This is a genomic window from Pantoea ananatis LMG 2665 (assembly GCF_000710035.2).
In the GTDB taxonomy this organism is placed as follows: Bacteria; Pseudomonadota; Gammaproteobacteria; order Enterobacterales; family Enterobacteriaceae; genus Pantoea; species Pantoea ananatis.
Map to the genome: position 1 here is coordinate 214,611 of NZ_JMJJ01000010.1, position 15,529 is coordinate 230,139.

The 15,529-nt window shown below is 49.6% G+C and carries 11 protein-coding genes, 1 tRNA gene and 1 pseudogene; 8 read left to right on the forward strand and 5 right to left on the reverse strand.

The annotated features are described in order from the left end of the window. Positions 1 to 367: 367 nt before the first annotated feature. The 8 genes and pseudogenes from feoA (at position 368) to EL29_RS20000 (ending at position 10,376) form a co-directional block, all read left to right on the forward strand. Positions 368 to 592 carry a ferrous iron transporter A gene (feoA, locus tag EL29_RS19965; protein WP_013024283.1) on the forward strand — a complete coding sequence of 75 codons (225 nt, stop codon included), beginning with the start codon at positions 368 to 370 and terminating at the stop codon, positions 590 to 592. After that, the gene (gene feoB / locus EL29_RS19970; protein ID WP_028715960.1) at positions 592 to 2,913 is read left to right on the forward strand and encodes a Fe(2+) transporter permease subunit FeoB; all 2,322 of its coding nucleotides are present in this window, start codon (positions 592 to 594) and stop codon (positions 2,911 to 2,913) included. The genes feoA and feoB overlap by 1 nt, the downstream gene beginning before the upstream one ends. Before the next feature lie 862 nt (positions 2,914 to 3,775). Further along, complete coding sequence (locus tag EL29_RS19975) at positions 3,776 to 4,774, forward strand: glycosyltransferase family 2 protein (protein ID WP_015701205.1); 999 nt, start codon at positions 3,776 to 3,778, stop codon at positions 4,772 to 4,774. Then, positions 4,771 to 6,075 carry an oligosaccharide flippase family protein gene (locus tag EL29_RS19980; RefSeq protein WP_028715961.1) on the forward strand — a complete coding sequence of 435 codons (1,305 nt, stop codon included), beginning with the start codon at positions 4,771 to 4,773 and terminating at the stop codon, positions 6,073 to 6,075. The genes EL29_RS19975 and EL29_RS19980 overlap by 4 nt, the downstream gene beginning before the upstream one ends. A 402-nt stretch (positions 6,076 to 6,477) precedes the next feature. Continuing rightward, the gene (locus EL29_RS19985; RefSeq protein WP_014595139.1) at positions 6,478 to 7,473 is read left to right on the forward strand and encodes a glycosyltransferase family 2 protein; all 996 of its coding nucleotides are present in this window, start codon (positions 6,478 to 6,480) and stop codon (positions 7,471 to 7,473) included. Between the two features lie 589 nt (positions 7,474 to 8,062). After that, positions 8,063 to 8,274 (forward strand): annotated as a pseudogene (locus EL29_RS19990) (transposase); the annotation flags it as partial. 768 nt (positions 8,275 to 9,042) lie between these two features. After that, on the forward strand, positions 9,043 to 9,897 hold the full coding sequence (locus EL29_RS19995; RefSeq protein WP_019105620.1) for a hypothetical protein: 855 nt from the start codon (positions 9,043 to 9,045) through the stop codon (positions 9,895 to 9,897). A 59-nt stretch (positions 9,898 to 9,956) separates the two neighbouring features. Next, the gene (locus EL29_RS20000) at positions 9,957 to 10,376 is read left to right on the forward strand and encodes a hypothetical protein (protein ID WP_019105619.1); all 420 of its coding nucleotides are present in this window, start codon (positions 9,957 to 9,959) and stop codon (positions 10,374 to 10,376) included. 927 nt (positions 10,377 to 11,303) lie between these two features. On the opposite strand, the gene EL29_RS20005 is transcribed toward EL29_RS20000, so the two are convergent. The 5 genes from EL29_RS20005 to EL29_RS20025 all read right to left on the reverse strand — a co-directional run bounded on the left by EL29_RS20005 (position 11,304) and on the right by EL29_RS20025 (position 15,472). Next, positions 11,304 to 11,379 (reverse strand) — tRNA-Phe (locus EL29_RS20005). 106 nt (positions 11,380 to 11,485) lie between these two features. Next, positions 11,486 to 12,064: a division control transcriptional repressor DicD gene (dicD, locus tag EL29_RS20010; RefSeq protein ID WP_014606765.1), complete on the reverse strand. Its 579-nt coding sequence runs from the start codon at positions 12,062 to 12,064 to the stop codon at positions 11,486 to 11,488. 64 nt (positions 12,065 to 12,128) lie between these two features. Further along, positions 12,129 to 13,823 (reverse strand): protein-disulfide reductase DsbD, encoded by a 1,695-nt coding sequence (locus tag EL29_RS20015; RefSeq protein WP_013024295.1) that lies wholly within the window; start codon positions 13,821 to 13,823, stop codon positions 12,129 to 12,131. Further along, on the reverse strand, positions 13,799 to 14,122 hold the full coding sequence (cutA, locus tag EL29_RS20020; RefSeq protein WP_024472201.1) for a divalent cation tolerance protein CutA: 324 nt from the start codon (positions 14,120 to 14,122) through the stop codon (positions 13,799 to 13,801). The genes EL29_RS20015 and cutA overlap by 25 nt, the downstream gene beginning before the upstream one ends. Before the next feature lie 48 nt (positions 14,123 to 14,170). Continuing rightward, the gene (locus tag EL29_RS20025; RefSeq protein WP_014606763.1) at positions 14,171 to 15,472 is read right to left on the reverse strand and encodes an anaerobic C4-dicarboxylate transporter; all 1,302 of its coding nucleotides are present in this window, start codon (positions 15,470 to 15,472) and stop codon (positions 14,171 to 14,173) included. Positions 15,473 to 15,529: the final 57 nt, after the last annotated feature.

A 15,529-nucleotide genomic window follows, 5' to 3' on the forward strand; every position in this document is an offset into this window, starting at 1 on the left:
ATTGGGCACTTAGGAGGAGGCTCATGAAGAAGGGCATCTGGGAATGACGCTTGAACTGAGGACTGCTTTACTAAAACTGCTTTCATAAGGTCTGTGTTCCAAACCGATGTCGCTACACTATAGAGGTTGAACATATTAAGCAAGGTTTAATTTTATTTAAGTCAGACAGGCAGGCGGCCATGTAGCAAACCCGGCCAGCGCACGGCCTTGCGCTGGCCACGGCCCGTTGTTGAACAGGCCCGCTTATCCCGATCGCCACCACCCCATTCATTTCTGCTTTCCTGGGGTTCTGCCCATCCAGATCAATAAACAAGAATAGTTATCATTTGTATAATCCCTTTCTGCTGTTACCGGAACGGATAAGGCCATGCAAATTACACCAGGTACAACCTATCGCATCAGGGGATACCAACATTCTATTCATCCCGCCTGGCGGCAAAAATTATTAACTATGGGCATGTTACCCGGCACGCTGATTGAGGTCGTTCGGATCGCACCGCTGGGCGATCCCGTGCAGGTCCGCACGCGTCGCGTGAGCCTTGCGGTCAGGCAGCAGGACCTGGCGTCCGTCATGCTGGAAGAAATACGCTGATGAAAACATTGACTCTTGGCCTGATTGGCAACCCAAATACCGGCAAAACCACGCTGTTTAACCAGCTTACTGGCGCACGTCAGCGCGTCGGCAACTGGGCTGGCGTCACTGTCGAACGTAAAGAAGGGCAGTTTTTTACCGCCACAACGGATGTGCGACTGGTGGATTTGCCAGGCACCCGCTCGCTCACCACCTGTTCGGCGGACGGCTCTGTTGATGAAAGCATCGCCTGCCGATACCTGTTTGACGATCACGCCGACCTGATTGTGAACGTGATCGACAGTTCAAACCTGGAGAGCCATCTTTTCCTGACGTTTCAGTTACTGGAACTGGGGGTTCCCTGCATTGTGGCGCTGACTATGCAGGACATTGCGGCCAGCCATAACATTCGCATTGATATCGCTGCACTCTCAGCCCGTCTGGGCTGTCCGGTTGTCACCCTGACTTCTACCCGTGCTGACGGCATCGCTAAGCTGAAAGACGCCATTGATAGCTGGCAAAAAGAGATCGCGCCGCCGCCGGTGGTGTACCCGTCCGGGATCGAAGCAGCGATTTCCCGGCTCCGCGCTATGATGCCCGGCGAGATCAGCGCGCAAAAACAGCGCTGGCTGGCGTTACAGCTACTGGAAGGCGATGTTCACAGCCGTGAGGTTTGTCCTGCGGCCGTAGCGCATTTGCCCGAGATTGTTGAGGAGGCTGGCGGCGATCCGGCGATGGTGATCGCCGACAGCCGTTATCAGGCCATTGCGACGCTCTGTGCCGCCGTCAGTAATATTCAGCAGTCGGCGCCGGGCACGCTGACTGAAGGACTGGACAGCATCGTGCTCAACCGGTGGGCAGGTATTCCAGTTTTTCTGGGTGTGATGTACCTGATGTTTGTTCTGTCGATCAATATTGGTGCCGCCCTCCAGCCACTATTCGATAGCGGTTCGGTGGCGCTGTTTATTCATGGCACGCAATGGCTGGGTTTTCACTTTGACTTTCCCGACTGGGTGACGGTGTTTCTGGCACAGGGAATCGGTGCCGGAATCAATACCGTGCTACCGATTCTGCCGCAGATTGGCCTAATGTATCTGTTTCTCTCTTTTCTGGAAGATTCCGGTTACATGGCGCGTGCAGCATTTGTTATCGATCGCCTGATGCAGTCGCTGGGCCTGCCCGGTAAATCCTTTGTTCCCTTAATCGTCGGCTTTGGCTGCAATGTGCCATCCGTTATGGGCGCCCGCACGCTCGACACACCCCGTGAGCGCTTACTTACGGTGCTGATTGCGCCCTTCATGTCCTGCGGCGCTCGTCTGGCCATTTTTGCTGTATTTGCCGCCACGTTTTTTGGGGCTTACAGCGCCAGCCTGGTCTTTTCCCTTTACGTGCTGGGCATTGCTGTGGCGATTATCACCGGGTTGATCCTGAAACATACGCTGCTGCGTGGAGAAGCGTCTCCGTTTGTGATGGAGCTGCCCGTCTATCATCGTCCCCATCTCAAGAGCCTGCTGATCCAGACCTGGCAGCGCCTGAAAATGTTTATCATCCGTGCCGGACGGGTCATCATTTTAGTGAGCATGGTTATCGGTCTGCTCAGCAGCTTTTCGTTTAACGGATCGACGGTGGACAATATCAACCAGTCCGCCCTGGCCTCAGCCAGCAAAGTCGTCACGCCAGCACTGCGGCCAATCGGGATCACTCCGGATAACTGGCAGGCCACTGTGGGCCTGGTCACCGGCATTATGGCAAAGGAAGTGGTGGTTGGAACGCTGAACAGCCTCTATGTCGGAGAAGATGTGCAAAGCGGTGCCTTTGATCCGCAGCACTTTGATCTGTTAGGTGAGCTGGGCGACGCACTCACAGAAACCGGCAACAGTCTGCAAGCGGCGTTTCGCCTGAGCGCGCTGGCAAATCCTATCGAGGCCAGCAAAGGAGACAGTGAAATAAATGCCAGGCAGATGGGCGTGATGAGTGCGAAGTTTGGCAACGGCTTTGCCGCTTACAGCTACTTAATTTTTGTGCTGCTTTACGTGCCCTGCGTCTCGGTTATGGGGGCGATTGCCCGCGAGGCTGGAAGAAACTGGATGCTGTTTTCATTCTTTTGGGGTTTAAACGTCGCCTATTCCGTCGCCACGCTGTTTTATCAGAGCGTCAGCTTCCGCAGCCACCCTGGCGTGAGTGCGCTTTGCCTGATCGGTGTCGTAATGGTCAACGCTGTGGTGTTTGTTCTGCTGCGGCGATTCAGCACGCGCGTGAAGGTGACGCCTTTTTCCAGCGTGGCAACCTCAGTGGGTTGTGGGGGCTGCCAGGGATGCGCCAAACATCAGCATACAGGTTAGGGCGTTTGCCGTGCGACGAATCAGCGCCCGGAACTCGCCTCTGTTGCTGTTGGCGTGATGGGCGCAATGGTACTGATGGTCCGACGCCAGGGCGTTGTCAGTTGCCCCGATCCTGAAAACCACTGTGCCCGCTGACAACAGCCTTAATCACGCGGCAGTTGATTGGCCCTCAGCCTGTTTCGATTTAGGTACAATACATAGTGCGTGCTCATAGGCCCGTGTGAGCATGACGGCTACCGGCCAAAATGTGATGTTTAAAAAAACAGGCCGTTTAAGCAAAAAAGAGTATTCGATATATCAGCCGCGTGAATATTTAGCGTGGCGATATATCTTCAATACACCGATGCATGAAGTTAAACGTTAATTAAACACGATGGCGTCTTCTGCTTTATATATTTATTTAGTTGTGGACTTTGCTGTTTTTTTAGTTATGCCGCCTTTAGCATTTTGATGGCTATTATAAGGATATTCTTATTCCTGAGACAGAATCCTCACTTCCTCCCCGTAAGACTACGATTAAGAGAGTCCTGATTTCGCATTGTGGGGCGGTTTGTAGAGCCGGCTTATTGCGAAAACGATCCGCATTTGTGTAAAGTGGAATATACCATCCTTTGTGCATTTCAGACGGTATTCCAGGTCCTTTATAAATTACAGAATACTCCTAATTTATCTGTTATTGTTTTGTTTTTTTTGGTTTTTTTTATCACTGGAGTTCTTTAAAACATTTTGATACAAAAATTGACGATGTGCCTACATACGACTGATTTAGAGTAGCCAAAAATTGTTCAAATAAAAAATAGTTGGGACTAACTGGCCATCTCTCTGCATTTCATTTTAATAAATTTGTCACACCAGAGGTTATATGATTAATAATCAGCAGGGCCCTTTAGTGTCATTTATTGTGCCCGTTTACAATGGCGCCGAATTTATTGCGCGCTGCGTTAAGAGTATTCTTAAGCAGCCACAGGCTGAGCGCTGTGAACTGATTCTGGTGAATGATGGATCCAGCGATAATTCACTTGAACTGTTGAATGAATACCAGAATTATCCTGGTGTATTGATCATCGATAAGCCTAATGGCGGGGTTTCTTCAGCGCGTAACTGTGGGCTGGACGCCGCAAAGGGTACCTTTATTTCTTTCGTTGATGTTGACGATTTCCTGCCCCCACGTGTACTTGATACCTGGCTGATGCTCATGAAGGACGATGCAATTTTAGCCGTAGGCGAATCGCGTACGTTTTCTCATGATGGGGAACCTCTGTCAGAGGTAACAGAAAACGACACACAGCGCTGTATGAGTGCGGATAAGGCGATAAGTGAACTGCTGTATCACACGCCCAGGCACGGTCTTTGCGATAAGTTTTTCCGCCGAGACATCGTGCAGCAGCAGCAGTTGCGCTTCCGTGAAGATATCTTTAACTTTGAAGATCTGTTGTTTGTCATCAGTTATTTGTCTGCTGCGCGCCACGGGCAGGTCGTGTTTAGCCGTCGTGTGGTTTATCACTATGTCGAATCAAGAAACTCTGCCACGCGTTCGGATCTTAAAGAAAAACACTTCACCTATGTCCGGGCGTTTGCAGGAATTAAAATGCTGCTGCTGCGCCCCCATGAACGCTTTTACTACTTTTTGTTCCTGAAGGTGACCGCTTCGCACATTTACAAAGCACTGCACAGTAGGGAGTTCAACGCTGCGTTTGTTAAGCAATATATCGATCTCTACCGTCAAAATTACCGTGCTTATTGCGCCGCCGGTGTCATTCCGGATGCATGGAGCCTGTACTTCACCTTTTTCTTTCTGTCTCCGCGGCTGGTATCGGGGCTGCGTCACTTCGCACAGAATGTGCTGAGGGCACGGTCGTGAAACAGAAGCTACAAAACTCCCTGTGGATGATTATTGAGAAGCTGGTTGCCGTCTTTGGGCTGATGTTCGTCACCTCTTTTGTGGCGAAATACGTGGGGCCTGTGACGTTCGGCGTCATCGCGATTTCGATGCTGATATTCCAGTTTATCCAGTCGGTTGCCATGATGGGCTGCGACGTCATTCTGCTCAAACGCATTGCGCAGAACCACCGCTCTGGCATCCGGCTTATGGTGCCCGCCGTCATGCTGGTCTTTGCCATCTACTGCGTGTTGTCTGTGATTGGCATCATCGTGATGCGTGAGGAGATGAGTGCTCAGGCTTTTGTCTTTATCTGCGCCGCCGCGCTGGCCTGCCTGTTTTCTGCTATCGACCTGATTAACATCTATAACGAAGCGGTGTTGAATGCCAGGCTGAATGTCATGGCGAATCTGACCGGTCTGCTCATCAGTCTGGGCATTCGCTATGGAATTTCGTACTACCAGCTCGAACCTGAGTTGCTGGCGATTCCGATTGTACTGGCGACTTTTATTCCTTTCGTCATTAAAATTTGCGTGTTTGGCTGGTACCACAGGCATTCTCAGGTACGAGCGCCGCTTCCCAGGCTGAGCCATATTCGCCGTTACAGCCGCTATATCCTTCAGGCCGGGCGTTCGCTGGTGATGTCGGTTATCGCGATTACCATTTACACCCGACTGAATCAGCTCAGCGTCTCTTGGTTTTTAGGCCTGAAAGAGGCGGGTATTTTTTCGGTCGCGATGACGTTGTCAGTGGCGTGGGTGTTTTTGCCTAATGCGCTGCTGGCTTCTTTCTATCCGGCTCTGTTTGCCGAACGCGATCCTGACGTGGCCGTGGTGCGGGCCCAAAAACTGCAGTTGCTGGTCATTGCCGTTTCACTTGGTGTGATCCTTGGCATCATCCTTGTCGGCCCGTGGTTTATTGCGCATTTCTATGGCGCGGCCTACACCGAAGCAATTGCGCCCATGGTGCTGTTAAGCGTTGGTGCCATGTTCGGTGTGCTGAGCAGCGTAATGGACAGATTCATCATCAAGTACAACGGTTATCGTTATCTGATCAAAAAAACGTTTTGTGTGTTGGCCGTGTGTCTGGCAACGACGGTAACGTTGGTGCCGCTGTTTGGCATCACCGGAGCGGCGATAAGCGTTGTCATTACCGAGTTTATGGCTTTCACCGTTCTTAATTATTTTTTCCGTGGTCAGCCGATGATGAATATTCATAAAATATTCATCCAGCCGGGTAAATTATGGTTCCTGATTAACCGTACCCTGTTTTCTGGCCGGTAAGTTAAGCTTTTATGAAAGGTATTATTATTTTTGAGAAATAATACCTTTCATCATATTGAAATACATTCTTTGAGATTTAATTTCCTCGTCGATTATCTGTAGGCTTCAGATAAATATTATTTTTATAATCCTGCAAACCTGCGGGAGGCGTACGTATGCCTTTATTATTTCATTCATTATTTTATCTACAGTATTTGATTAAGGTTAATTACTGATCTTCGATGCCGGAATTATACCTGTTTACAGTCAGTTTAATTTAGCGCTTTTATACTGTGATCGTGGATTTATAAATAATTAAAAAGCTCATTTTCTCCAGGGAGATAAGGAATGAAGGCGGCTAAACAGCGCCAGTTTTCCTCTGCCCGATAGTGCCATGACGTATGCTGGTTACGAGGTTTTAAAATGAATGATAAATATTTATTCAGTATAATAATACCGGTTTATAATGCCGAGAAAACGGTGATGCGTACGCTGCAAAGCCTTCTTCTCCAGACATTTAAAAATTATGAAATCATTCTGGTCAATGATGGCAGTAAAGATAACTGCGCTGCGATCCTTGAGGAGTTCAAACAGTACAATAATTTTAAAGTCATTACTCAGGATAATGCCGGGGTTAGCGTCGCCCGCAATACTGGACTGGAAGCGGCATCGGGTGACTATGTTATCTTTATCGATTCCGACGACTGGGTTGACAGTGATTTTCTTGCTGTATTTCATCAGCACCTTTACTCAGGCATTCCACAACCTGTTGATCTGATGGTAGGGAACCTCAAGTGTGATCGCGTAGGCGACCTTTCGACTTACGGTTATTTTACGCAACCCGAGATTCCGGCCGTCCTGGGCGAGATAGAGCTCAGCGATAATATTGGTTATCTTCATAACAAGTGTTACAGAAAAAAAATTATCGATGATTTTAGTATTCGCTTCACTAAAGGCATTTCGATGAGTGAAGATCTCCTGTTTAATCTTAACTATTTCTACTACATCGATAACCTGTTTGTTTTCGACAGTGCCTCCTATCACTATGATGATGTAGAGAACTCGCTTTCAAAGAAACGCGTACTGTATGAAGAGCTGCTGGATCGTAAACATTACCTCAACGACTTATATCAAAGGCTGCTGGTTAAGTATAAAAACGGCGATATGGCCCGCTTTTCTACTGGAATAACCAAACGTAAGCTGACGCTGGATATGCAGATCGTGACCGCGATGTACTACACCACGCTGAATATTAATGAGGTGCGTAACAGCATCAAGCGTATTAAAGAGAAGCGTTATCCTGAGAATGTCCTGGGGCTGTTAAACAGAAGCGAGAAAGTGAAGTATCATGTCATGAACGTCAATGCCAGAGCGGCCTATCTGGTGCTGTATATGCTCTACAGATTGCGTTTTTTTTAAGATTCAAACTGTCGCCTGTTTTCATTATTCACTACTAGCCTTCTGGTGCAGGGCGGGGCATGTTGTTGTTTTAACTTTACCTGGTTTTGCGATTTCCGGATCGCCAGCATCAGGCGCTGTTTTTCAAGCGTCAGTTTGTTGAGGCATGCATAAGAGCGCGGGCTGTTGAATGCCGTCAGCCAACGCTCTGTGATTTTCCCAAATTCAGTCAGTGTCCTTGAGCGATATAACAACCCGTCTGGCAGGTCGTCACGTCCAGTTGAAACGCGGAATAAGAGCACGCTGGGTGGGTTTTATCGCTTTGATCAATGCCAGCATCGGGCAACGACCCCATGAGATTGATGGATTATGATACACAAGAGTGATTTATCCCCTCTTCAATAAGAGAAAAAACGTCATCAAGAACATCATAATAAGTGGCTTCAGACTCGCGTTCTTTCCAGATGTCGTAAGCTGAACTGTAGACGAATTCCAAAATAGCCGCGATAGTGTGTGGCCTGATGTCTTTTAAAGGATCGACACCCATTTTCAGTCAATCGCCACGGGTTTAACCGCCCTCTCAGCGTCAGTAGAAATGACTTAATGAGAGGTGTCCATGAGCGGTAAGCGTTATCCCGAAGCGTTTAAAATCGAAACAGTGAAACAGGTCGTTGATCGCGGCCATTCTGTTTCCAGTCTCGCACTACGCCTCGATATCCCCACCCACCGCTTCACGCAGGGATAAAGACGTCAGGTCCGGATTCTTTCTGTAATAATGAACAGTCAGAATATAAATTAATAATTCTGAATCGAATGCATGAAACGCATTTTGCCGAATTGGAAAGAGATGCAAAAGTATCAAACGATTCATTAAAATATTACGAAATATAAAATATAAAAAAAACAATGGGTAACGATATCGGCAATCATTCCGATTTGAATTAATAGCAGCCTATGTAATTTTTTGTAAGTTTTGCGCTTGCATTAACCGTAAAAAAAGCATAGAAAGGTTACAATTTAGCAACATTTAATAAAGTTTTACACTGACACACCTGATAGCTTTCACTTCTGTCTGGAGAGGGAAATGAAAAGACTTTCTGCGTTGTTAACCCTAAAATCTCTAAATAGATGTGCAGGATTGCCCCTGAGTAATTTAATGATGAATCAACGATACCAGACAAGTTCGAATATCGCTGCATCACAGGTTGGGGAATCGGCAGATGACCTTGTTATGTCATGGAGGCCGCCAAAAAAAAGCGGAATCCTGAGTAAGGGTTGCACCATACTGGCTTACCAGTACAGGTGGCAAATAAATGGCAGCGACTCAACCACATGGCACTCTATTCCTCAATATGCCACCTGCTTTCAGCGTTTTCGTGTTGAAAATGGCCTAATAACCAGAGGGTATTCTTCTGGCGTTTGTCCGAAAAGACCTGAAGGTGCGAAGTTGATTCCCAATACACCGGTATCAAAATCAACGCGTTAAAGCTACCTGGTCATAATATTGATATCAAATAAATCTGTCATGCCAGATTTACTTGATATTAACTTTCATTGAAGCTTTATAGTAAAAATTACTTGAAGGTAAAAATGAAAAAAAACAAAAAAAACATTCCATTATGCTTCGTAAAAAAGACACGCAACGCTGTTTTTAACAGAAGCATAGCGGCGCTCTTTTCAGCGCTTATCGCTTTTATTTTTTGTTTTTTTTCTGGCGGTGGTGCTTATGCCCAGTCTGCTGGAATATTATCTGCCACAGATAATCAAGACGACTATAAAGAAAACAGTGACAAAGCCTCTCATTCAGAGGGTAGTGCCCTGGCGCTCCCGACAATGCATGTGGTACTTGAATGGGAGTGGTTGCCAAATGGTGAAAACCTTGCACGCAAGAATTATCAAGTGAAACTTGATGCCTGCAAGGGTTCCGGTATGCCTTTCAAAGCGCTTTCAGCACAAGATGAGGCCAGGCTGGGTAAGGGAGAGGTAGAGATATCTATTGATGGACATCATCAGGTTGCTAAGGAAGTCAGCTGGACGATGGGCGCTGAGGGTGAGGATGCTCAGCATGCCTGTATGATTACACTCGAAGAACACACAGACCAAAACGAAGTTAAAGATGCTGCAGAGGAAGGAATGTATCAGGCTATCGACAGCGACAGTCGCATTCAAAATCATCAGAATGCCCAGTCTGTCGGCTGGAAAATAACGGGAGAAAAGCAATATAAAGGTATTCCCTGTACTGCCTGGAGTAATGGTAAACAAGAGGTCTGTATGTGGTCAGGTGGATTAAAATGGGGTTTTGATGATTCAGCAATGGATACCGCGGGATGTTCTGTAAGTACTGCCGGTGATTTTCTCACGTCTATACCTGTTGACGCGAAGCCTTTAAAAGGGGCAAGCGGGTGTTTATTCAAACTCAAGACATTCAATATTAATAAAAGCTAACTCACCTTTTTTATCGATTCCATAAAGCGGTCAGTCGTTCACAACTCATGGAGAAAAAAATGAAAAGCATCATGGTTCTTTTCACAATAATGTTCGTATTAACAGGATGTAGCACATCGGGTGGGGAGGATAAATTTAGCCGCACTTATGTTTCATCCCATATCATAGCCAACAAAACCACACAGGCTGAAGTCAAAGCGCTTTATGGCGTGCCTGACGATCAAAGTTCATCCTCAAACGGTTCGGTCACCTGGCGTTACTACAAGGGTGGAAACTTAAGCACTGCATCAAGCGTCCTGGGATATATTCCGGGTGCCAGTGCTCTCTCCAGCGCCGTTGGCATGGCTTCGGGTGCGCAAGATGCCTCTAATTCAATGACAAAAGCATCCGGTAAACTGACTGGCAATACAGAACAACATAGTAATTATTTATCGGTGATTTTTGATACAAACAATATTGTAACTGATTGGTATTTATAAAATCCCTGGTTAAGGAGGATGAGATTCAATCTCATCCTCCTTTTTAAACTTTCCTTACCGATGCTTTACGACTGACTTTCGTTTTTTATGAATAATTGATGTAGAACGGATTTCGCCGTTAGCGCTCTGGCACCGCGCCGCCTCAATCAGATTTAACCTTATCATTATATCCTAACGTCTAATCCTGACCCCGAGTTTAATCCAGTTATAATCAGGGCTAGCCAGTTTCGGTCTGGCTGCATTAAATGTATCTGGCAGGGAATTAAATACCCTGTACGCCCGTCCATCTTCAGTAATGCGTCGGGCACACATTGAAAGAAATGTCAGGTTCTGTTCTCAGGTGATTGACACTACGCTTTAAGACGTGTCGGTTGTGCACAAATTTATCTAAACAGCGATGAATATCCTTTCCTGCCAGAAAAAACAGATCTTGAAATCAGCGACTCGCAGCACGCCGTGACGGATTCCTGTCTGCTAATCAACGGACAGGCCGCGATCACATTATTCCCTCATAGGGTTTTGCAGGGCGGATCCGATATCAGCGTCACGCCTCGCTAAACCGCATAAAACTGTTTGCGGGCCTTTACCGATCGCCATTTCGCCCCCACATCTGCAAAATCAGCTGCCGGGATTGTCACGCCGAAATATAACCCTACTGGCGACGCGTGTCGTGCTTGCATGGATTGCCAGAGCATAGCGCTGTTCGTTGAATGATGTTGCTGCAGCTTGTCAGGTTCATTGAGCAGCGTGGCAGTGCGGATGGCGTATTGATGGGGGGGCCAGCGTTTATCGAACCCACGAGCTTGCAGTTATGCCCCAAAATCCAGATATAAAAAAACCCGTTGATATTCAGTGATATCATCGGGTTTATTTAACGTACTGATTTTTATGTCTCCGGACTGACTAAGCTATCCCAAGACAATAATATGGTGCCCGAACCCGGAATCGAACCAGGGACACGGGGATTTTCAATCCCCTGCTCTACCGACTGAGCTATTCGGGCAACGGGGCGCATTAAACCGTAAAGGCCGCAGGCCGTCAACGGCTTTGATAAAAAAACCACGCAAAACGTGACTGATTGCCTGAATTTCAGTCAAAGACGATGAAACTCAGGCCAGTGCGCCGTTTTTACGGCAGAGGGCGATACTCAATACGTCTTCCGCCAGGCGTTTCGCCACATCAACGTCCTGCACGTTGCGTTTAACCAGCAGTTTGCTCAGGCAGCCTTCCAGTATCAGTTCCATTTGATCGGCAACCATACTGGGGTTATCCAGACCAAGCGAGGTTAAGATGGTATGCGTAAATTGCCATGAGGCGCGCTTCTGCTTTTCTGCCAACTGATGGATGGGCTGATCGGGCTGGGGATAAAAACTGCAGGCGGCGATAAACAGGCAACCGGGAAAGCGGCCCTTGTTGACCTGCTCGTTTAATCCTTCATAGCGTGCCATCAGCTTCTGATCAGGACGCAGAGCGTCGTTCTGCAGAATGTCATGGCGCCACTGTTCGATCTGCTGGGCGTGAAACTGCAGTGCATCGTAGAGCAGCGCGTCACGATCGGGCCAAAACTGTTCAAGCTGTGTCAGGCTGAGCTGCATATCATCGGCCAGGATTGCCAGCGATGAGGTCGCCGCCAGACCGTTTTGTTCCAGTACGTTTAACGCATGGTCAAGTATCTGTTCACGTTGCAAATCGTTCTCCTCTGGTGTGCAAGCCTGTTTTGTTCAGCAGACTGTGTCCTGGTTCCAGTGTTGTTTACTCATGCAATTTCTGCAAATGCGCGCGAAAATCATTCGCCTTCAGGAAGCCGGTAATACGCGATTCCGGGATCTCTTTTCCTGTCGCATCAAAGAACAAAATCGTGGGTAACCCGAGCACGTGCAAATGCTGCAACAGCGCATTATCGGTGGCGGTGTTCGCCGTGACGTTAGCCTGCAACAGCTGCACATTGTTCAGGTTGTCACGTACCGCGCTGTCGCTAAAAGTATATTTTTCAAACTCTTTACAGGCCACGCACCAGTCCGCATAGAGATCCACCATGGTGATACGGCCCTGAGCCTGCTGCAGGGCCTGGTCTACCTGTTCAAGGGTTTGAACAGGCTGAAAGGGAAGGTGCGCGATGTTTTGCTGCGGCGCGCCGCTGCCAAAGGCCCAGTCCTGCAACGGGCGGGCGCTGATCAGGGCGGCGACCAGCATCATAATTTGCATCACGCGCCATTTGCCGCCGCTGGCGCGTAAGCTCGCGCTGAATGCCCAGGCAAAGAATGCCACGGCCAAAAGGCTCCACAAACGCATGCCCCACAGATCGCCCAGTATCCGCTCCAGCAGGAAGACCGGCAGCGCGAGAATAACAAAACCAAATCCTTCTTTGACGGTCTGCATCCAGGGGCCGCTTTTAGGGAGAAAGCGGTTGCCAAACAGGGTAACGGCAATCAACGGCAATCCCATCCCGACGGCATACAGCCACAGCGTACCGGCACCGGCCAGCAGGTTTCCGCTCTGCGCGATATAAAGCAGAATCGCGCTGAGTGGCGCAGTGGTGCAGGGCGAGCAGATTAGGCCTGCCAGCGCGCCCATCAGGAAAACGCCCGGCAGTGAGCCGCCTTGCTGACGATTGCTCCACAGTGCCAGACGCGTTTGCACGCTGGCGGGAAGCTGTAGCGAAAACAGGCCAAACATCGACAGGGCTAACAGGGTAAACAGCGCCGATAAGCCAATAAGCACATAAGGATGCTGCAACGCCGCCTGAAAGCGCAGGCCCGCCGCCGCCACAATCACGCCCAGTAAGGTATAAGTGAGCGCCATTCCCTGCACATAGACCATGGCCAGCGCAAACAGCCTGCCCAGTGAATAGTTACGCTTACCGCCAAGGATAATGCCAGAGATCAGCGGATACATCGGCAATACACATGGCGTGAAGGCCACGCCGATGCCAATCAGCAGCGCCCACAACGGCGAAAAGGGCAGAGGGTTGGCGCTGGCAGGCGCAACGGCTGGCGGGGACATTGTGGCGGCTACCGGGGAAAGGGGGATGCTGCGGGTTTCCGGTGGATAACAGAAGCCGGCGGCGGCACAGCCTTGATAACTTACGCTAAGGGTCGCTCCTTTCGCGGCCTGCTGCAGCATGATGGGCACGTTGAGATCCTGCGGGTAAATCTCGCTTTTACCAAAAAATTCATCTTCATGCGGCTGGCCCGCAGGCAGGGCTAACGGCGCAATACGTGCATCATGGGGCACGACCTTAATCTGTTGGCGGTAAAGGTAATAGCCCTCTTTGACTTTCCAGTGCAGGTTAAGCTGCGAGCCTTGCTGATCGAAATCAAAGGCAAAAGCCTGATCAACGGGCAAAAAGCGGCTGGTGGTTTTGGGGGAAAATAAGGCAGCCTGCGCCTGCAGGCAGATAAACAGCGCCAGTACCAGTGTGATTAAGCGAGAGATGCGTGCAGCCATGACAAGTATTCACTGTCTCCATGTTGAACCGGAAGTACCAGCAGTTCTGGTACATCGTAAGGATGCGCGAGCTTAAGCAGTTCGATCAAGGCCTGCTGATGGGCTGTGTCGCATTTGAGTAACATCTGAACTTCGCTGGACTGCGCCAGTTGGCCCTGCCAGACATAATATGACGTTGCACCCGGCAAGAGGGTGACACAGGCGGCCAGCCTGGCCTGCAGCGCCTGTGTGGCAAGCTGTTGCGCACAGGCCTGGTCTGGCGCAGTACAGAGGATGATAACGGCGTTCATCGTAACGATCCTGTTGAAAATAACGCCGATAGTAGCACGTTCCCTGCCCGGCTGGAGTTACAGTAACAGCCCACCAAAAATAAAGCCGAACATGACAGACAAGGTGATAGCAAGGACGCCAGGAATAATAAAGGCATGGTTGAAGACAAACTTACCGATTCGGGTCGAACCCGTATCGTCCATCTCCACGGCGGCTAACAGGGTGGGATAGGTCGGTAACACAAACAGCGCAGACACGGCGGCAAATGAAGCGATGGCTGTCAGTGGCGTTACGCCAAGCGCTAACGCGGCAGGCAGCAGGGCTTTGGCGGTGGCGGCCTGGGAATAAAGCAGCATGGAAGAGAAGAACAGCACCAGCGCCAGCATCCACGGATAGGTTTTTAAGGTATCGCCCGCCAGCATCTGGATATCAGCCAGATGGGCTTTTACAAAGGTGTCGCCCAGCCAGGCCACGCCCATCACACAGATGCAGGCGCTCATGCCAGACTTGAATGTGCTGGCGCTGAGGATAGCACCGGTATCAATTTTGCAGGTCAGACTGATCAGCGTGGCAATAGTGAGCATAAACACGACGATCGCCTCATTGCGCGGCAGCGGTGGGTTAGCGATCAGGTTGACGCTTTCGCTGGTGACGGTAGCGTAAATCACCACGGCGGCAATACCGGCCAGGAACAGCAGTACCGATTTTTTAGCGCCGGGTTGAGTCTGATAAACCGTCTCGCCGCGTAGCGTCACTTCACCTTTCGCCAGCCTTGCCTGGTAAACCTCATCATCTTTTAGCTCTTTACCCAGAAAATTGGTCACCAGGGCGGCAAGAAACAGCCCCACCATGGTGGCCGGAATGGCAATCGCCAGCAGCATGATATAGCTCACCCCGCGCGGTTCCAGCAGCGTGGCAAAGAACACCACCGCTGCCGAAATGGGAGAGGCGGTAATGGCGACCTGAGAGGCGACAACCGCAATCGATAACGGGCGGGAAGGCCGGACGCCTTGCTCTTTCGCCACTTCAGCAATGACCGGCAAGGTGGAGAAGGCGGTGTGGCCGGTACCCGCCAGCAGGGTCATCATGTAGGTCACCAGCGGCGCAAGGAAAGTGACATAACGTGGATGACGACGCAGCAAACGTTCGGCAAGGCTGACCAGATAATCCATGCCGCCCGCCACCTGCATGGCGGCAATCGCGGCGATCACGGCCATGATGATTTCGATCACATCAAAAGGGATCGCACCGGGCTTCATGCCAAAGCCCAGCGTCAGGATCAGGACGCCTGTGCCGCCTGCGAAACCTATGCCGATGCCGCCCAGGCGTGCGCCCAGCCAGATCGCCATCAACACGATAAACAGCTCAATCAGGAACATCTGTCACTTCCTCAAACAGGATTAGCCGGTAAGCAAACTCATCCTTTTAACAAACAA